At 62.3% G+C, this 15,252-nt stretch carries 22 protein-coding genes; 9 read left to right on the plus strand and 13 right to left on the minus strand.

Annotated features, from left to right (window positions below; translation table 11 throughout):
- Positions 1–6 precede the first annotated feature (6 nt).
- Positions 7–2,427, minus strand: coding sequence for a S8 family peptidase (locus AC0L39_RS13765; RefSeq protein ID WP_473258715.1), 2,421 nt, complete (start codon positions 2,425–2,427; stop codon positions 7–9).
- Positions 2,428–2,597: 170 nt separating this feature from the next.
- Between AC0L39_RS13765 and dapD the strand changes: the two genes are divergently transcribed.
- The 4 genes from dapD to AC0L39_RS13785 all read left to right on the plus strand — a co-directional run bounded on the left by dapD (position 2,598) and on the right by AC0L39_RS13785 (position 4,162).
- On the plus strand, positions 2,598–3,434 hold the full coding sequence (gene dapD / locus AC0L39_RS13770; RefSeq protein WP_473258717.1) for a 2,3,4,5-tetrahydropyridine-2,6-dicarboxylate N-succinyltransferase: 837 nt from the start codon (positions 2,598–2,600) through the stop codon (positions 3,432–3,434).
- Positions 3,435–3,506: 72 nt separating this feature from the next.
- Positions 3,507–3,662: a hypothetical protein gene (locus tag AC0L39_RS13775; protein ID WP_473258719.1), complete on the plus strand. Its 156-nt coding sequence runs from the start codon at positions 3,507–3,509 to the stop codon at positions 3,660–3,662.
- An 81-nt stretch (positions 3,663–3,743) separates the two neighbouring features.
- Positions 3,744–3,971: a hypervirulence associated TUDOR domain-containing protein gene (locus tag AC0L39_RS13780; protein WP_473258721.1), complete on the plus strand. Its 228-nt coding sequence runs from the start codon at positions 3,744–3,746 to the stop codon at positions 3,969–3,971.
- Positions 3,971–4,162: a DUF3008 family protein gene (locus AC0L39_RS13785; protein ID WP_473258723.1), complete on the plus strand. Its 192-nt coding sequence runs from the start codon at positions 3,971–3,973 to the stop codon at positions 4,160–4,162. Before AC0L39_RS13780 ends, AC0L39_RS13785 begins: the two co-directional genes overlap by 1 nt.
- 77 nt (positions 4,163–4,239) lie before the next feature.
- Here the strand turns inward: AC0L39_RS13785 and AC0L39_RS13790 are convergent, their stop codons facing one another.
- Positions 4,240–5,559 carry a dipeptidase gene (locus tag AC0L39_RS13790; RefSeq protein ID WP_473258724.1) on the minus strand — a complete coding sequence of 440 codons (1,320 nt, stop codon included), beginning with the start codon at positions 5,557–5,559 and terminating at the stop codon, positions 4,240–4,242.
- Between the two features lie 48 nt (positions 5,560–5,607).
- On the opposite strand from AC0L39_RS13790, the gene AC0L39_RS13795 reads away from it, so the two are divergent.
- From AC0L39_RS13795 to AC0L39_RS13805, 3 genes are read left to right on the plus strand one after another with little or no spacing between them, the layout of a single operon-like run.
- The gene (locus tag AC0L39_RS13795; RefSeq protein ID WP_473258726.1) at positions 5,608–6,063 is read left to right on the plus strand and encodes a cupin domain-containing protein; all 456 of its coding nucleotides are present in this window, start codon (positions 5,608–5,610) and stop codon (positions 6,061–6,063) included.
- Complete coding sequence (locus AC0L39_RS13800) at positions 6,060–6,458, plus strand: DoxX family protein (protein WP_473258728.1); 399 nt, start codon at positions 6,060–6,062, stop codon at positions 6,456–6,458. Before AC0L39_RS13795 ends, AC0L39_RS13800 begins: the two co-directional genes overlap by 4 nt.
- Positions 6,455–6,691 carry a DUF3253 domain-containing protein gene (locus AC0L39_RS13805; RefSeq protein ID WP_473258729.1) on the plus strand — a complete coding sequence of 79 codons (237 nt, stop codon included), beginning with the start codon at positions 6,455–6,457 and terminating at the stop codon, positions 6,689–6,691. The genes AC0L39_RS13800 and AC0L39_RS13805 overlap by 4 nt, the downstream gene beginning before the upstream one ends.
- A 29-nt stretch (positions 6,692–6,720) precedes the next feature.
- Here the strand turns inward: AC0L39_RS13805 and AC0L39_RS13810 are convergent, their stop codons facing one another.
- Both AC0L39_RS13810 and AC0L39_RS13815 read right to left on the minus strand, forming a co-directional pair.
- Entirely contained in the window at positions 6,721–6,972 is a 252-nt protein-coding gene (locus AC0L39_RS13810) for an SWIB/MDM2 domain-containing protein (protein ID WP_218316808.1), read from the minus strand.
- Between the two features lie 27 nt (positions 6,973–6,999).
- Positions 7,000–7,593 (minus strand): YbhB/YbcL family Raf kinase inhibitor-like protein, encoded by a 594-nt coding sequence (locus tag AC0L39_RS13815; protein ID WP_473258730.1) that lies wholly within the window; start codon positions 7,591–7,593, stop codon positions 7,000–7,002.
- A gap of 242 nt (positions 7,594–7,835) precedes the next feature.
- Between AC0L39_RS13815 and AC0L39_RS13820 the strand changes: the two genes are divergently transcribed.
- Complete coding sequence (locus tag AC0L39_RS13820) at positions 7,836–9,377, plus strand: S41 family peptidase (RefSeq protein ID WP_473258732.1); 1,542 nt, start codon at positions 7,836–7,838, stop codon at positions 9,375–9,377.
- Here the strand turns inward: AC0L39_RS13820 and AC0L39_RS13825 are convergent.
- The 7 genes from AC0L39_RS13825 to AC0L39_RS13855 all read right to left on the minus strand — a co-directional run bounded on the left by AC0L39_RS13825 (position 9,321) and on the right by AC0L39_RS13855 (position 12,841).
- Positions 9,321–9,692, minus strand: a complete 372-nt coding sequence (locus tag AC0L39_RS13825) for a response regulator (RefSeq protein ID WP_473258734.1) — start codon at positions 9,690–9,692, stop codon at positions 9,321–9,323. The genes AC0L39_RS13820 and AC0L39_RS13825 overlap by 57 nt on opposite strands.
- The gene (locus AC0L39_RS13830; protein ID WP_473262395.1) at positions 9,692–10,546 is read right to left on the minus strand and encodes an HWE histidine kinase domain-containing protein; all 855 of its coding nucleotides are present in this window, start codon (positions 10,544–10,546) and stop codon (positions 9,692–9,694) included. The genes AC0L39_RS13825 and AC0L39_RS13830 overlap by 1 nt, the downstream gene beginning before the upstream one ends.
- A complete protein-coding gene (locus tag AC0L39_RS13835) occupies positions 10,479–10,775 on the minus strand; it encodes a PAS domain-containing protein (RefSeq protein ID WP_473258736.1) in 297 nt (98 codons plus the stop codon). The genes AC0L39_RS13830 and AC0L39_RS13835 overlap by 68 nt, the downstream gene beginning before the upstream one ends.
- 131 nt (positions 10,776–10,906) lie before the next feature.
- Complete coding sequence (locus tag AC0L39_RS13840; RefSeq protein WP_473258738.1) at positions 10,907–11,314, minus strand: GFA family protein; 408 nt, start codon at positions 11,312–11,314, stop codon at positions 10,907–10,909.
- 20 nt (positions 11,315–11,334) lie between these two features.
- On the minus strand, positions 11,335–11,718 hold the full coding sequence (locus tag AC0L39_RS13845; protein WP_473258740.1) for a hypothetical protein: 384 nt from the start codon (positions 11,716–11,718) through the stop codon (positions 11,335–11,337).
- Positions 11,715–12,161, minus strand: coding sequence for a COG3650 family protein (locus tag AC0L39_RS13850; RefSeq protein ID WP_473258743.1), 447 nt, complete (start codon positions 12,159–12,161; stop codon positions 11,715–11,717). The genes AC0L39_RS13845 and AC0L39_RS13850 overlap by 4 nt, the downstream gene beginning before the upstream one ends.
- 107 nt (positions 12,162–12,268) lie before the next feature.
- Positions 12,269–12,841, minus strand: a complete 573-nt coding sequence (locus AC0L39_RS13855) for a fasciclin domain-containing protein (RefSeq protein ID WP_473258744.1) — start codon at positions 12,839–12,841, stop codon at positions 12,269–12,271.
- Between the two features lie 213 nt (positions 12,842–13,054).
- On the opposite strand from AC0L39_RS13855, the gene AC0L39_RS13860 reads away from it, so the two are divergent.
- Positions 13,055–14,338, plus strand: coding sequence for an FAD-binding domain-containing protein (locus AC0L39_RS13860; RefSeq protein WP_473258746.1), 1,284 nt, complete (start codon positions 13,055–13,057; stop codon positions 14,336–14,338).
- 186 nt (positions 14,339–14,524) lie between these two features.
- Here the strand turns inward: AC0L39_RS13860 and AC0L39_RS13865 are convergent, their stop codons facing one another.
- Together AC0L39_RS13865 and AC0L39_RS13870 are read right to left on the minus strand one after the other, a co-directional pair.
- Positions 14,525–14,875, minus strand: coding sequence for an HPF/RaiA family ribosome-associated protein (locus AC0L39_RS13865; RefSeq protein ID WP_473258748.1), 351 nt, complete (start codon positions 14,873–14,875; stop codon positions 14,525–14,527).
- A gap of 85 nt (positions 14,876–14,960) precedes the next feature.
- On the minus strand, positions 14,961–15,176 hold the full coding sequence (locus tag AC0L39_RS13870) for a hypothetical protein (protein WP_473258750.1): 216 nt from the start codon (positions 15,174–15,176) through the stop codon (positions 14,961–14,963).
- Positions 15,177–15,252 lie beyond the last annotated feature (76 nt).

Consider the following 15,252-nt stretch of genomic DNA (forward strand, 5'->3'; position numbering starts at 1 on the left):
TCAGACCTAGAACGACGCACTGAAGCTGACGAGCGCGCCCATGTCATCGGATGCGCTTGCGACGTGTCCGGGCTCGCGCCGATAAAACACGCTCGCCCGTGCATAGCCGAAGAATAGCGGCGATCCCCATGCGAATTCGCCCATGATCTCCCGGCCCTCGGGTGAGAGCGACAATCGCTGGCGGCCAATCACGGGCGTCTCGGTCGCGTAGTCATACGCCACAGCCAGATCGAAATTGATCCCGCCCCCGCTTACCCGCAGCGGCTGGCTGACGCGGAAGCCGAGGCTGTCGCCATTCGTCAAAGTGCTTCGCCGCGACAGGTCGAGCGACCATGCCTCGCTCAGCATTTGCGACCCCGCGCCGAGCAATTGCCCTCCGCGCGGCCGGGTGAGACCTGCCCTGATCGCAGCCCCAACTCGCCAGTTCGGTCCGATCCGCTGGGCGAGATCACCATCAACGAACAGAGTGTCCGCTCCGCGAAGGCCGAGTGCAGCATTGAAGTGCCCGCCCAGCAGCGTGTTGTCCTCGGACAGCCAGGTCAGCGCAAGCGAAGTGTCGAGGCCACCGAATGTCCGGTCCGCAGCCAGACTGAAACTGGATGTCGGCCGGCGCTCTCGCACGCCGTAAACAATATCGACCGCCTTGCGATTATCGCCAAGCCACGCGCGCCCGGTTTCGGCGGCGATACTCAGTCCCCACGGGCCGAGCTCATGCCGCGCGGCGAACGAGACATCGCTGCTGGCGAGAAAGCCTGTATCGCTGCCAGCGCGCGGTGCGATGGCGAAGGCGGGACGCTTGGCGCCCTGCAATTGCCCGACGAGACCGCTTGCGCCTTGCGATATGCCGAAACCCAGTTGCAGGTCCGGGGAGACGCGCGCAGCCACTCTGGCAGCCAGGACGCGGGCGCCCAATGCCTCTTGCGGGGTCAATTGCAGCGCGCTTGCCCATCCAAGGCCCGCCGCTCTGGGGCCCCCACCCACGGTTACCGCGAGCGACAGCCCGTCGCCGCCGCTTGCGCGGGTGATGCCCCCACGCTCGACAGCGCCGCGTAACCGCTGGATCTGCGCTGCGTTTGCCGTCTGGTGGCCGAACTCGGCATTGTAGGCCCGGCGGTATTTGTCGAGGACAACCGTACCGATGGATGCTCCATCAAGCGCGTCCCCCATAGCCGCCGAGCCAAGCGCGAAATTGTCCGCCAGCGCGAGCGCGGAGCCGCTGCCCGCGAGAGTTGTCGTGCCGGAAGGGGCGATGGCGGCGGCAATGTCGAGAATGCCCGTGCCGAACACCTGGTCGATCCCCGCAGCGCCAGCATCGCGCGCCGTGTCGAGCAGGATTTCGACGATCTGCTCGCCGGTGAGATTCGGGAACGCCTGCGCGAGCAATGCGACCGCGCCCGCGACCTGCGGCGAGGCAAAGCTGGTGCCGCTAAATACGGTGACGAATTGCTGCCCGCCAACCGTCTCGACGAACACCTGCCCGTCTTCGTAAACGCAGCAGACCCGCTCGCCGAGAGCGGTAAGGTATGACGAAGCGGAATTGCCAGCGCGGTTGCTGAAATCGGAAATCTCGCTTTGCGCATCGACCGATCCGACGATGATTACATTATCGCCGCCGGCCCTCTGGATGCTGGCGGCGAACGGGTCGGGCTGGTCGGGGTCGATCGTGGAATCGCTCCCGTCTCCGCCATTGCCTGCCGCAACGATTACGACCAATCCGGCATTGGCCGCGCGGGCGACCGCATCGAGCACGATTTGCGAAGCCGCGCCTCCGCCAAGGCTCAGATTGACGACCGTGGCGCCCGTATCGACCGCCAGATTGATGCCAGCGGCAATGTCGCGGTCAGCGAACTTGCAGCCCAGCGTGGGATCATCGGGTGTGTCCGTGCCGCACGTGCCCGGATCGTCGGCCCGGATTGCGAGCACCTGAGCGTCGAACGCAATGCCGAGAACGCCCGTATCGTCGCGCCCCGCAGCCGCGACAAGCGCCACATTGGTCCCGTGATCGTCGAGCGGGTCGATGCCCCTGTTGGCGGCGACATCTTGCGATTGCGGATGGATGCGTCCGGCAAATTCAGGGCTGTCGCTGTCTATTCCTGTGTCAACGACCGCGATGATCTCTCCGGTCCCGGTGAAGTTCTGCCGCCAGGCATCATCCGCACCGTGAAAGGCGGGCCCATCCGACCGGCGAAATTCTGCCGTGTCGAAGTTCGTAGGCGGCGGAGGCGGAGGTGGAGGTGGCGGCGGCGGTGGTGGGGGCGGCGGCGGAACCGAATTGATTGGCGTGTTGGAGGATGGCCCTCCCCCACCGCAAGCACTCAGCGCGGCGCAGACGGCGGCGGCGGCTGCGGCCTGCCCCACCCGCTTCCAGCTGATGGGCGCATTCCCCCGCGCCAAGGAACCTTCAGAGGCGCTTCGGGGTTTCGACATGTGTGCGACCTCTAATTGAAATTCCCCCCAACCCCTCCGGCATAGGCCGGAAATCTTAACGAAGGCAAGATTCCCTCGCGGGCAACCGCAATTGCATATCGCCTTGTCGCACCGCCATTCCGCAGCTAGCAGCGCTTCACAACGCTATCCTGACGTCAGCCAGAGGTACCATGACCGAAACACTCATCGCCGATATTGAAACCGCCTGGGAAAACCGCGCGGAGGTCACGCCGGGCAGCGATGTCCGTCACCCGGTCGCGGAGGCGCTCGCAATGCTCGACAGCGGCGAAGCGCGGGTGGCCGAACCCGACGGCAATGGCAGTTGGCGAGTCAATCAGTGGCTCAAGAAAGCAGTGCTGCTGTCTTTCCGTCTGAGAGACAACCGCGTGGTCGAAGGCGCGTCGGCAGGCGATCCCGCGTTCGACAAGGTTCCGACCAAGTTCGCCGGCTGGGGCGACAACCGCTTCCGCGAAGCAGGCTTTCGCGTCGTGCCCGGCGCGGTCGTACGGCGCGGCAGCTTCATCGGCAAAGGCGCAGTGCTCATGCCCAGCTTCGTCAATATCGGCGCTTATGTCGGTGAAGGCACCATGGTCGATACCTGGGCGACGGTCGGGTCGTGCGCGCAGATCGGCAAGGACGTGCACATTTCCGGCGGTGCAGGCATTGGCGGCGCGCTCGAACCGTTGCAGGCCGATCCGGTCATCATCGGAGACGGCGCGTTTATCGGCGCTCGCAGCGAAGTTGCAGAAGGCGTGCGCGTCGGCGAAGGTGCGGTGCTTTCCATGGGCGTTTATCTCGGCGCATCGACCAAGATCGTCGACCGCGCGACCGGAGAAATTCACATGGGCAACGTGCCGCCATACGCGGTGGTGGTGCCGGGCGCACTTCCCGGCAAGCCGCTGCCCGATGGCACGCCCGGCCCGTCGCTCTATTGCGCAGTCATCGTCAAGACGGTCGACGCGCAGACACGTTCGAAAACAGGTATCAACGAACTGCTTCGCGATTGATTTTCCAGCCTTTCCACGATCGGGCTTTCGGGCCGGGTTGCGCTCGGCTATAGCAGTTCAAACGGAGTTATCATGGCTTACAAAGACAAGAACGAAATCCACATCGAAGACGACGATGCACGCGGTGCCAGCACCCCTGGCATCATGCGGTATGTGCTCGGAATCAGCCTTGTTCTTGCGGTGATCGCGATGACGATCGTGTGGATCGTGCCAGCCCTCTGGGGTTGATATCGCCGCTCCGATCGGAGCCTGCCGGAACCTGCAGGCTCTGTTGGCATTTATCTCCTGGACAATATCAGGAGATCAAACGTGAGCAATTCCAACAGCTTCCAGACCAACCAGTACGTCAAGTGGAACTGGGGCAATGGCGAGGGCAAGGGCCAGATCACGGAGCGTTTCGAACGCGAGGTGACCCGGACCCTTCAAGGAACCGAAGTCACCAAAGACGCTGACGAGGACAATCCAGCCTATCTCATAAAGCAGGAAGACGGCGACGACGTGCTCAAGCGCGGCAGCGAGCTTGAAGCGCAGGACTGATGCCCGAAGCGAAGAGCAAAGCGCAGCAGCAAGCGGCAGGGGCAGCCCTGTCCGCCAAGCGGGGCGAGACGGAGAAGTCCGATCTGCAAGGTGCCTCCGTGCAAATGTATGAAAGCATGAGCGAAAGCGAACTGGAGGAGATGGCCTCCACTCCGCGCGAAGATCTGCCTGAAACAGCCAGCAACGACTGATTTCTAACGCCCAGATGCGCGATCCATTGGAATCGCGCCCCGCTTACGCACGGATGAGCGGGGCGCGGCCGATCTCGTCAATCTTCCTTGGGCAAAAGGCTCTCGATCGGAGGCTGGTCGGCGACGCGCGCTGCATATTGTTCGGCGTCGCGCAGCACGCGGATCGCGTTGCGGCTTGAAATAAGTTCAAGCTCGACCTGAGAATAGCCGCGCCGGGCAAGTTCTGCGAACAGCGCCGGGTAACCAGAAGCGTCCTCCATGCCGACCGGACCTGTTGGCATGCCGTCGTAATCTGCGCCGATGCCGATATATTCGACCCCTGCGACCTGTTTGATGTGGTCGATGTGATCGGCCATGTGGCCGATATCGGTCTCGGGCTCAGGGTTGGCTGCGTCCCACTCCGCCATTGCCGCGGAAACCACATCGGGCAGGCCGAGATGAAGCGACTTTTGCCGCGCCTCTTCCGCTTGCCGCTCGGCGTACCATTGCCGCCGCTCGTCATTAAGGAAGCCGGGCAGGCCCACTACCATCACGACCCCGCCATTTTCGGGCAGGCGCGCAAGCACGCTGTCAGGCACGTTGCGCGAATGGCCGTTTATTGCACGCGCGCCAGAGTGACTGAAAATAACCGGGGCCCTCGCTACATCGAGCGCATCCATCATCGCCTCTTCGCTGACATGGCTGAGATCGACCAGCATCCCGATCCGGTTCATTTCGCGGATCACGTCCTTGCCGAAATCGCTGAGACCGCCATGCTCCGGTTCGTCGGTGGCGCTGTCCGCCCACGGCGTGTTCGCTGAATGCGTGATGGTCATGTAGCGCGCGCCGAGCGCATACATCTGGCGCAGCACTGCCAGGCTCGACCCGATCGAATGCCCGCCTTCCATGCCCAGCAACGAGGCCACCCTGCCATCGGCCATCGCTATCTCGACCTGATCGGCGGTCTCGGCATAGCGCAGGCTGCCCGGATAGCGCGCGATCAGCCGCTTCATCACATCGATCTGCTCCATCGTCATTTGCACTGCCTCGGGCTCCGACAGGCTGGCCGGGACATATACCGACCAATATTGCGCGCCTACTTTTCCTTCGGCGAGCCGGGCGAGGTCGGTGTGCATGGTGCGGCCCTGCGGATGGGTTGCACCAGTGCCGGTCGTATCGCTGAAATCGAAATCATTGATTTGATTGTCAAAGCGCGCGCGCAGCTGGATCGGGACATCGTTATGACCGTCGAACACCGGCGCCGCCTCCAATGCGGCGTTGGCGGCGATCACCGCCGGATCGGTCTCGATCTCGGGGGCGATATCCTCGGCCACGCTCTGCGCGGCGAGCGGTGCTCCCATACAGGTGACAAGAGCGGCGATCGAGACGCCGAATGAGGAAAGGAAGGTGTGTTGCATGTTGATCCAAACTCCCGGTAACTGGCCCCGAATGCAAAGGGGCACGACATGACCGGGGTTGATAGCGCGGACGCACTTATCGAACAATTGCAGCTTGCAGCGCATCCGGAAGGGGGCTGGTACCGCGAGACATGGCGCGCGGCACCCGGCGGTTCCGGGCGGGCACGCGGCACGGCGATACTGTTCCTGCTGAAGTCCGGCGAAAGCTCGCACTGGCACCGTGTCGACGCCGATGAACTGTGGTTCTGGCAGGCTGGTGATCCGCTCGAACTGCTGATCGCGGATCAGGATAGCGGGCCGGTTCGCAGCGTGGCGCTCGGCGGGGATATTGGTTCCGGGCACGTGCTACAGGGCATCGTGCCAGCAGGCGCATGGCAAGCGGCGCGTCCTGTACCGCCCAAGCAGGGATCTGCGGGCTTCACACTGGTATCCTGCGCCGTTGTGCCGGGGTTCGATTTTGCCGGGTTCGAGCTTGCTCCTGCGGGCTGGGAGCCGGGAGCATGATAAAGCTGGTTCTGCGCGTCCTGCTCGCTGCGTTCTATGCCTATGCGGGTTATGCGCATCTCGTGCGGCCCGAGCCATTCCTTGCGATAACGCCGGATTGGGTGCCCTATCCCGAAGCTGTCATATGGTTGACGGGTATTGCCGAAATGGCTGGAGCGGCCGGGCTCCTCCAGCCGTTCTCACGCAAATTGCGGCAGGCGGCGGGGATCGGCCTGGCGCTTTATGCCCTGTGTGTCTGGCCAGCCAATATCAATCATTTCGTAATGGACATGGCGCGCGAAGATGGCGGGCTGGGCCTGGGCTATCACATCCCGCGCATGATTGCGCAGCCGATCCTGATCTGGCTGGCGCTGTGGGTGGGCGAAGTCATCGGACCGAGATCGAAAGGCGCATGAGCACCGCCGAGCAGACCATCGAAACATTGCTTGAAAAGCGCGGCGCGGGCCGAACGATCTGTCCAAGCGAAGCTGCACGGTTGCTGGCAGGACCAGGCGAAGACTGGCGCGGCCACATGGACACTGTCCATAGGGCGGCCGATGCGATGATCGCCGCAGGAAAAATCACGATTTCCTGGAAGGGTGAACGAAAAGAGCAGCGGCGCGGGCCATATCGCATCGCGCGCCGCTAGCTCCTATCGTCCGTATAAAGGCTCAGGCCTTAAGTGAGGTGCTTGGACACCGCAGCAGTCATCTTGAACATCGAGATCTGCTCTTTGCCGATCACGGCGCCCAGCTTGTCGTCCGGGTTGATCTGACGCTTGTCCTTCGAATCCTGAAGGTCATTCGCCTTGATGTATTCCCAGACCTTCGAGGTGACCTGAGCGCGCGTCATCGGACCTTTGCCGATTACGTTCTCGAGTTGACCCGAAAGTTGCACCGGTTTCTGCAGTGCGTTGGTCTTGCCAGCCATGGTATTTCTCCCTTTTATGATGGCGGGTTAGGTAGTTTCGTCTTCATCCCACGCCATTCCCACATCGGCTTCGACGCCGGTGAATGGTGCGGTCAGAACTGCGCAGGCGGTAATGCTACCCTTGATCGAGGCTATCAGATCCTCGCGGCTTGCGCCGGGCATCAGGGTGAGCGGAAGTTCGGTTGCGAACAGCTGAAATACGTATTGCCGCGTCTCGCCCACGGGCGGATCGGGCAGAAGCCATTCGGAATTGCCGTGGGCATTCTTGCCGCTGCGGGGCGGCACTTCGCCTTCGAGCAGCTTTCCGCGCTGCCCGGCAAGGCCCCAGACGAGCCAGTGGCATTGCGGCGTGGCACCATCGCTGGTCGCGTCCTCGACAATCAGGATCAGTTCCTGCGATCCGGGAGGCGGCGCGCTCCATTCAAGGGGAGGCGCAACGGCATCTTCTTCCTTCGCCGTAAAGCACGGGTCGAGCTCTTCGCCTGCGTCAAACGCAGGACTGGTGAGCGCGAAGCCGCCCCGGCCAAACGTGCGCGCATCGCCGAGTTCCGCAATCGCGAGGCCGGAATGGCGCGCGGCAGGCGGAAGCTTGGCGGCAAGCCAGTCGGGAAGGTCAGTCATGATTCTGTCTTTCCATATTACCTTAGCTAGTCCCATCGGGGGCAGGAAACGAGGCGTGCACCCCCGATTTGCCCCGGTTTCTGCGGAAAAACACGATAAAAGGACCGAAAATCGGGAAAATCCGGCACATCCCCGCCTTTGACGCGGCAAACCCACTTGCCGCAGCGGCTGGATAACCGCATGTTCATGCAGCTTGTTCATTGACGTTTCTCAGAATTTTCCTGTCCTCGGAGTCGCACCCCATGCAATTTGGTCGTACCGCACTTTCTGCAACCCTCGCGCTCGCCCTTGCGGCGTGTGGCGGAGGCGGAGGCTCCACTCCTCCACCGACAAGCGGCGGTCCGACACCAACGCCAGCTCCTACGCCGACCACGGCGGCGTGTTCGGTCAGCCAGCAGCAACAGGTCGCCTTCGACATCATCGACGAATGGTATCTGTTTCCCGACCTCATCGCCCAGAACGTCAATCCTGCGAACTTCAGCACCACGCAGGGCTATATCGATGCGCTCACCGCGCCGGCACGGGCGGCGAACAAGGATGATTTCTTCAACTTCGTGACCATCGCATCTGAAGAGGACGCGCTGATCAACTCGGGCTCCACAGCAGGATTCGGCATCCGGCTCGCCTATGATACGTTCAACGACCGGGTCTTCCTCGTCGAAGCCTATGAGAATGCACCCGGCTTTGCTGCAGGGATGGATCGCGGGACAGAAATCCTTGCGATCGGGACTACGTCCGGCAACCTTGTGACGGTTTCCTCACTTATGGCATCGGGAGGCCCGCAGGCGGTGGTCAATGCGCTTGGCCCTAGCACCGCTGGAACCACGCGCGTCCTGCAGTTTGCACAGGTCGGCGGCGCCGTTATCGAAACCAGCATTGCAAAGGCTGACTTCTCGCTCGATCCTGTTTCTGATCGGTATGGCGCCGTGACCCTGAACGATGGCGGGAAGAATGTAGGCTATGTCAACCTGCGCACCTTCATCGTCGACGATGCCACCAATCAACTCAGCACCGCCTTCGGCCAGTTCCGCTCGCAAGGGATCGACGAGGTCATCATCGACCTGCGGTACAATAGCGGCGGACTCGTGACGGTTGCGGAAGATCTCGGCGACCTGCTTGGCCGCGACGAGGTTGGATCGGTGTTCAGCGAAACGGTGTGGCGCGCGAGCAAATCCAGCCGCAACCGGACTGAACGGTTCGAAAGCAAATCGAATGCCATTGCGCCGACGAAAATTGCCTTCATCACGACGCGCAGTTCCGCCTCTGCAAGCGAGCTGGTCGCCAATTCGATGCGGCCCTATTTTCCGGACAGCAATATCGCGCTGATCGGCACCAACACCTCGGGCAAGCCAGTCGGGCAGAGCGGCTTCGATGTCGCCAGCTGCGACCTGCGTTTCCGGATCGTGACCTTCAAGACCGATAATGCCAACGGCGAGGGCGAATATTTCGACGGGCTTGCGCCGTTCTTCGTGAAGACCTGCCGCGCGAACGACGATATTTTCACGCAGCTCGGCGATCCGGTACCGAAGCCTCGATTGCGACCGCGCTCGACTTCCTCGCTGGTCGGTCATGCACCGCGATCAGCGGCGGCACCGGACAGGGCGTACAGGGTGTCGGTGGACGCGAGATACTCCAACCTGAAGGACCGAATGCCGCGCAACATGAATTGCCGGGATTGTTCTAGAAAGCTCGCGCCGCGCCTCGGCGCTGCGCGCCGGAATTACATCTCAGTCGTCGTCGTTTTCCGCGCAGGCGATCGCTTCCGCGATCACTTTCTCGGCTGAAACGGGTTTGGGCACAAGCTTCGCCTTCAGCGTGCGGATCGTCTCGTTATGCCGATCCAGATCGCCGGAATGAAGGATGTACGGGATCGAGAGGCCCTCAAGTTTGCGCGCGACCGGAAGGCAGGTTGATCCTTCGCCGAGCGACACGTCAAGGATCGCAGCGTCGATGTCGTCTGCGTCGTCGATCAGCCTCATGGCTTCGCTACAAGACGCCGCGCAAAGCATGGTACAGTCGTGGTCTTCGCCGCTGAACTGCAAATCCATCATGATGAGCGGCTCGTCCTCGAGCACCAGGAGCGTGCAGGGCTTCGGCATCAACTCACCTTGGTCGGGATTTTGACGGTGGCATGGAGGCCGGAAGCCTGCCAATCGCGAGTAATCGAACCGCGTCCGGTCGATAGCAGCCGGTCGACGATGGCCGTGCCAGTGCCGCCGGTTATCGCTTCGGCATCGACCGAAGGGCCGCCGGTCTCGTTCCAGTCAATCACAAGGTCCTTGCCATCGTCCGATAGCGCCCAGCTGACCTCGACCTTGCCGCCTTCTGCGGTCCAAGCGCCGTGCTTGGTCGTGTTGGCGGCCAATTCGTGCAGGACAAGTCCAACGACCGAAATCGCCGTGAACGGCATGCGCGCACCATTTCCGCGCATCTCCAGCCGCTGCCCGTCCTGATCATACGGAGAGAGCACCGAGCGAATTGCGTCGCCGATTGCGATGTTACCGGTCGATGCTTCATCGAGCGTTGTCTCGTACGCGCGGCCCAGCGCCTGGATGCGCGAATTGATCTCGGCTGCTTCACTCTGGACGCCGCGCACACGCCCGGTCACGTTCACGATGCCGGAGATCACCGCGAACATGTTCTTCATGCGGTGCGATAGCTCGCGAGCCATTTCGCGGGCATGTTGTTCTTCAGCTCGCGCAGCGCGCACGTCGGACACGTCCCATTGGCTCCCGAAGAAGTAAGCGAGTTCGCCCTTGTCGTTGTAGATCGGGCCAAGGTGCAGCGCGTTCCAGAAGGAGGTACCATTCTTGCGGTAGTTGAGGATCTCGACCACGACAACGTCTTCCGTCTCGAGCGCCTTGCGAATGCGGGCTACCGAGTCCTTATCGGTCTCCGGCCCTTGCAGGAAGCGGCAATTGCGGTACGACGATTTCCTCTTCGGAATATCCAGTCAGGCGACGGAATGCCCGGTTTGCAAAGACGATCGGGAGATCCTCTGCATGCGGGTCGCTCAGGCAGATCGCCATGCGGGTCTGGGCCATCGCCTGTTCGAACAGCACTCCGGATGCGCCGGAAAACTGGTCGCTTGAATGTCCTGCCCTGAATCGCTCGGGCGAGTCGTCAAACCGCATCGACCCCTGGCCGCCGCGCTTCGGATCGCGTTCGTCATCTGTGTTCACTTGTTACCTGCTTTCCTGCGTCTCGCATCGCTGGAAAAGAGGGGGAGCACAGCGAGCGCAGCTAAATGTCTGTTTCCCTACCAACGGAAAACAGGCTGCTGTGTTCCGAGAATCAGGTGGTCAGACGGCTCTCAGAGCCCTTCGGGAACGGTCTCGAATCCGGGAATTCCTGCAAGATCAATCCATTGCTGTTTGCTCTTGGTGTAGCACTGGATTTTCGGATCCAGCGCCGAAGTATCGTCCAGCGTGCCAGCCTTGATGAACATCATGCCTGCGGGCGCTTCGAGGCGCGTGAAAACAGGCGAGCCGCATGTATCGCAGAACTGGCGTCTGACCGTCGCTCCGCTATCGCCGGTGTCGTTGTAGGTCTTGACCTCGCCTTCGATGTCGAGCGCGGCTTCATCCACCCCGACTATGATCGAAAGCACGCTGCCGGCTTGGCGCTGGCAATTCTTGCAATGGCACACCACGCAGATCAGCGGCTCGGCATTCAGCGTGTATCGCACCTTGCCGCACAGGCATCCACCGGTTTGCGCCATCTCGGCCTCCCTATCCTTGGTCAGGCATCATCGCCCTGCGTGAACAGGAAAGCAAGAAACCCGAGCGCGAACACCGCATCGAGTGCGAGCACACCCGCAATGAGACCGCTGCCTCCATCGCCCAATTGCGGCGGAAGCAGCAGCGCGACCACGCCGATCTTGCCGATCACCCCCGCCCACAACGCCGGGGCATAGCGCCGCGGTTCGCGCGCAACGAGCGCGTAGATCACGCCGAATGCGAACACCATCAGCCCCACGATGCGGTCGTCGAGCGTAGCCTGCGGCGACAGCATCCCGGCCAGCCCGACCACGAAGTTGAACAAAGCTGCCGCCCAGAAGAACGCGCGCCACAGCGGCCCGACCTTTCCGGTGCCCAGCGGTGATCCCACGATACCGTCGCTCATGGCGTTTCTTCTCCCGAAAATGGATTGTCGCTGCTGTATCCGCAGCCGTAAAGTGTCCTGTCGTCGACTGCGGCGGTGACCGTAAAGGGATAGGAGCGATCACTCATGCCGTCGCTGCACAGACCCGGTGTCAGCGCGATCACGACGGTGCGTCCGTCCATCTCCCCGGAAAACCCGAGGCCGTTATTGCCGGCAAAGCGGGTTGCGGTGAACGATGTGCCTTCAAGGTTTTCTGGAGTGGTGTAGGTCGCAAGGTAGCCCTCGCCCTCTGCCACGATCTCGACATTCCAGAATGGCTCCGTGCCGAGCAGGGTCAAGTCTGCGTCCGGCGCGATGCCGCTGTAGACCTCGCCACCGGGATCGATGCCGTCCTTGGTCGAGCACCCCGCCACAGCAAGCGCTGCTGGCGCGATCAGGCACAATATGCGGCGCGTGCAAATCATCGATATTGCCCTCCTCCTGCGGCCTATGGACCTAATGCCCTCAGCGCTCAAACGCAAAAGGCGGGCCCCGCAGGACCCGCCTTCGCGATTACTGATCCGTGCTGCAATTATTGCGGCATCAGCACGGTGTCGATGACGTGGACGAGACCGTTCGATGCCTCGACATCGGTCGCAGTCACGGTCGAGGTGCCGCCGGCTGCATCGGTAAGGACCACCGCTCCGTCGACGACATTTGCGGTCAGCGCGCCGCCGCCCACGGTGTTGACGGTGTAACCTTCTTCACCGGCTTCTTCGATTGCTGCGGTCAGCGTGGCAGCATCGATCGAACCTTCGACAACATGATACTTGAGAATTTCACCCAGGGTTTCGGTGTCGTTGGTGGTCAGTTCGGTCAGGGTCGCTTCCGGGATCTTGCCAAACGCATCGTTGGTCGGCGCGAACACGGTGAACGGACCTTCGCCCGACAGCGTTTCGCCAAGTCCGGCTGCGGTTACGGCTGAGACGAGGGTCGAGAAGGTTTCGTCGCCCTGTGCGACTTCGACGATATTGCCGGTCGCGGTGGCTTCGGCGGTCACCGCGGTTTCATCGGCGGTCATCGCGTCATCGGTGCCGGCTTCACCGCCGCATGCGGCGAGCGCAAGCGCGATGGAAGAAGCGATCGAGAGTTTGAGCGTTTTCATATTGAATCCTTGAATTTTGGGAATGTCAGTGCGGAAAATGGCCCGGGTGGATGCCCGGCCCTCTTGAATATACGAACGGACTGCCGCTCCGGATGTTCCGAGATTCATGTCCGCACCGCGCAATTATCTATCGCCGCCATCACCCATCTTGCCCTGCCACTCGCTTCATCCCGAAGTGCGGAACCCAAGCTGCCCGGTGCGGTTGCCATAGCCATGATCATCGAACCGACCCGCGCAGCTGCCCTCTCCCGCCTTACCGAATTCCTGCCGCGCACGGGGAGAGCCTATGCGAACAGCCGCAATTACGATGACGGCGCACCTGGCGATGGCGTGCGGGGCAATGTCTCGCAGCTTTCGCCCTGGCTCCACGCGGGCCTGATAGGCGAAGCCGAAGTGGTCGATGCGGTTCTTTCGCGCCACGGTCATCAGGCCGCCGACAAGTTCATCGCGGAGGTGTTCTGGCGCATCTACTTCAAAGGCTATCTCGAGCAGCGCCCGACAATCTGGCAAGCCTACCTTGAGGACCGCGACGCCGCGCTTGCTGAAACTGACAGCAACAGCGGATTGCACACCGCGTACACCGAAGCTGTCGAGGGCCGCACCGGCATTGCCGCATTCGATCACTGGGCGCGCGAGCTGGTCGAGACCGGATACCTGCACAACCACGCGCGGATGTGGTTTGCGAGCATCTGGATCTTCACGCTCAAGCTCGACTGGACGCTCGGCGCCGATTTCTTCCTGCGCCACCTGATGGACGGCGATGCGGCCTCCAACACCTTGAGCTGGCGCTGGGTCGCCGGACTTCACACCAAGGGCAAGACCTACCTCGCAAGGCCCGGCAACATCGCGCGCTACACCGCCAACCAGCCGGGTGGCCCGCTTGAGGCCGAGGGGCTTGCAAGTACCGCCCCGCCGCTCGAGGAGAGCCGCGAGCATCCCCGTCAGGACCTCAGGCTGCCAGGCAACCCCGGCGACGGTCTGTTCGGCGATCCCTATGCGTTGCTGCTGCATGACGAAGGCGCAAGTCACGTCCCGCTCGACTTGCACACACCGCCCGCACTGGTGATCGGCGCAGCCCGGCCCGAGGCGCGCTCACCAGGCGAGATCGGCATCAAAGCGCGCGAATTTGCACGCGGCGCAGTCGTGAGCGGCGCGGCGCAGGCCGCCGAAGCGTTCGGATGTGAGGCGGTAATGTGGGCGGCTGGCAGCAATCTTGCCGACCTGCTCGCCAAGGCCGGTGTGAGAAACGTAGCGCTTCCCTTCCTGCAAACCGGATGGACCCGTGATGCGCTCATGCCGGAGCTTGCCCCGATGGTAGAGGCGAGCACGGCTGTGCAATTGCTCGGCGAACTCGACCGGGCGACGTGGCCCTTTGCCAAGGCGGGCTTTTTCGGGGTCAAGAAGAAGATCGAAAGCGTGCTCGCCGAAACCGGGATTACCGGGGTGGGAATGGCTGATCTCGGAGACGATGGCGGCGGGATGGAAGCCGCCGGCTGACGCTCCGATTGCCCGAAGGGCATGAGACACATGAGACAGTGTCCTGGGGCGAAAAAACCGGTCACCCTTGTGCCCCCGGTCTGAAACAGCCTTGCGCCGCGTAACGGGGGAGAGGAAATAAAGGGCACAGCAGCCCCCTATCGCCTCTCGACCCCTGTAGGAAAGTGCGCAGGAAAGCGCGCAGCTTTAGCCGTCGATCGCCTTTTCGGGCCGCGCTTCGTGCTTGTGCTTTTCGCTCTTGCCGAAATGGCGCTCGAGCCGCTGGGACAGGGTCGTTGCCGCCTTGCGAGCCGCGCTGTCGACATCGGCAGCCTTGCCGGTCACGCCAATCGGTTTGCCGCCGCGTGGGCGCGCTTCGATCGTGCAGTGCTTGTCGTCGTCTCCGCCCTTGCGCGCATTCTCGTCCGAGACATGCACTTCGAGCCGGGTCAGCCGGTCTTCAAACCGTGCAAGCCGCTGGCGGACTTGGCTCTCGATCCGCTCCGCGACATTCGCGGTTCCCATGACCGAACTGTCTGAATTGAACTGGAACTGCATGCGGGGTTCTCCTCTTCTTATGATCTCTCCGGCGAATGCATCGCCTGATAAATCATATGGGAAGCGAACCCGCGCTTAACAGGGCCTATTGCTGCTCAAGAGCCTCGGCTGCGCGTTTTGCGGCGCGCTCTTCCTCGGCCTTGGCCCGGTCGCGCGCGACGGCGCGTGCCTGATTTGCGAGTGCGCGCCAGGTCTTTTCCGAGCGCAGCTCACGATCGCGGACATTTTCAAGTTTTGCTTCTTTCGCCTTCGCCGCAGCTTCGTCAGCGCGGTCGCGATAGAATTCGTACGTCTGGGCCATGCATGGCTCCTGCTGGAGTGGAGGAAGTGCAGTTGCAGGAAAACAAAGGCGCGGCAGTTTCCCGCCGCGCCTTCGA

The sequence above is a fragment of the Erythrobacter sp. K21-9 genome (genome assembly GCF_055808355.1).

What these genes read in the sequence shown, in the direction of transcription:
- AC0L39_RS13765 (WP_473258715.1), bottom strand. Translation starts at nt 2,427, where the DNA reads ATGTCGAAACCCCGAAGCGCCTCTGAAGGTTCCTTGGCGCGGGGGAAT.
- dapD (WP_473258717.1), top strand. Translation starts at nt 2,598, where the DNA reads ATGACCGAAACACTCATCGCCGATATTGAAACCGCCTGGGAAAACCGC.
- AC0L39_RS13775 (WP_473258719.1), top strand. Translation starts at nt 3,507, where the DNA reads ATGGCTTACAAAGACAAGAACGAAATCCACATCGAAGACGACGATGCA.
- AC0L39_RS13785 (WP_473258723.1), top strand. Translation starts at nt 3,971, where the DNA reads ATGCCCGAAGCGAAGAGCAAAGCGCAGCAGCAAGCGGCAGGGGCAGCC.
- AC0L39_RS13790 (WP_473258724.1), bottom strand. Translation starts at nt 5,559, where the DNA reads ATGCAACACACCTTCCTTTCCTCATTCGGCGTCTCGATCGCCGCTCTT.
- AC0L39_RS13795 (WP_473258726.1), top strand. Translation starts at nt 5,608, where the DNA reads ATGACCGGGGTTGATAGCGCGGACGCACTTATCGAACAATTGCAGCTT.
- AC0L39_RS13800 (WP_473258728.1), top strand. Translation starts at nt 6,060, where the DNA reads ATGATAAAGCTGGTTCTGCGCGTCCTGCTCGCTGCGTTCTATGCCTAT.
- AC0L39_RS13805 (WP_473258729.1), top strand. Translation starts at nt 6,455, where the DNA reads ATGAGCACCGCCGAGCAGACCATCGAAACATTGCTTGAAAAGCGCGGC.
- AC0L39_RS13810 (WP_218316808.1), bottom strand. Translation starts at nt 6,972, where the DNA reads ATGGCTGGCAAGACCAACGCACTGCAGAAACCGGTGCAACTTTCGGGT.
- AC0L39_RS13815 (WP_473258730.1), bottom strand. Translation starts at nt 7,593, where the DNA reads ATGACTGACCTTCCCGACTGGCTTGCCGCCAAGCTTCCGCCTGCCGCG.
- AC0L39_RS13820 (WP_473258732.1), top strand. Translation starts at nt 7,836, where the DNA reads ATGCAATTTGGTCGTACCGCACTTTCTGCAACCCTCGCGCTCGCCCTT.
- AC0L39_RS13825 (WP_473258734.1), bottom strand. Translation starts at nt 9,692, where the DNA reads ATGCCGAAGCCCTGCACGCTCCTGGTGCTCGAGGACGAGCCGCTCATC.
- AC0L39_RS13840 (WP_473258738.1), bottom strand. Translation starts at nt 11,314, where the DNA reads ATGGCGCAAACCGGTGGATGCCTGTGCGGCAAGGTGCGATACACGCTG.
- AC0L39_RS13845 (WP_473258740.1), bottom strand. Translation starts at nt 11,718, where the DNA reads ATGAGCGACGGTATCGTGGGATCACCGCTGGGCACCGGAAAGGTCGGG.
- AC0L39_RS13850 (WP_473258743.1), bottom strand. Translation starts at nt 12,161, where the DNA reads ATGATTTGCACGCGCCGCATATTGTGCCTGATCGCGCCAGCAGCGCTT.
- AC0L39_RS13855 (WP_473258744.1), bottom strand. Translation starts at nt 12,841, where the DNA reads ATGAAAACGCTCAAACTCTCGATCGCTTCTTCCATCGCGCTTGCGCTC.
- AC0L39_RS13860 (WP_473258746.1), top strand. Translation starts at nt 13,055, where the DNA reads ATGATCATCGAACCGACCCGCGCAGCTGCCCTCTCCCGCCTTACCGAA.
- AC0L39_RS13865 (WP_473258748.1), bottom strand. Translation starts at nt 14,875, where the DNA reads ATGCAGTTCCAGTTCAATTCAGACAGTTCGGTCATGGGAACCGCGAAT.
- AC0L39_RS13870 (WP_473258750.1), bottom strand. Translation starts at nt 15,176, where the DNA reads ATGGCCCAGACGTACGAATTCTATCGCGACCGCGCTGACGAAGCTGCG.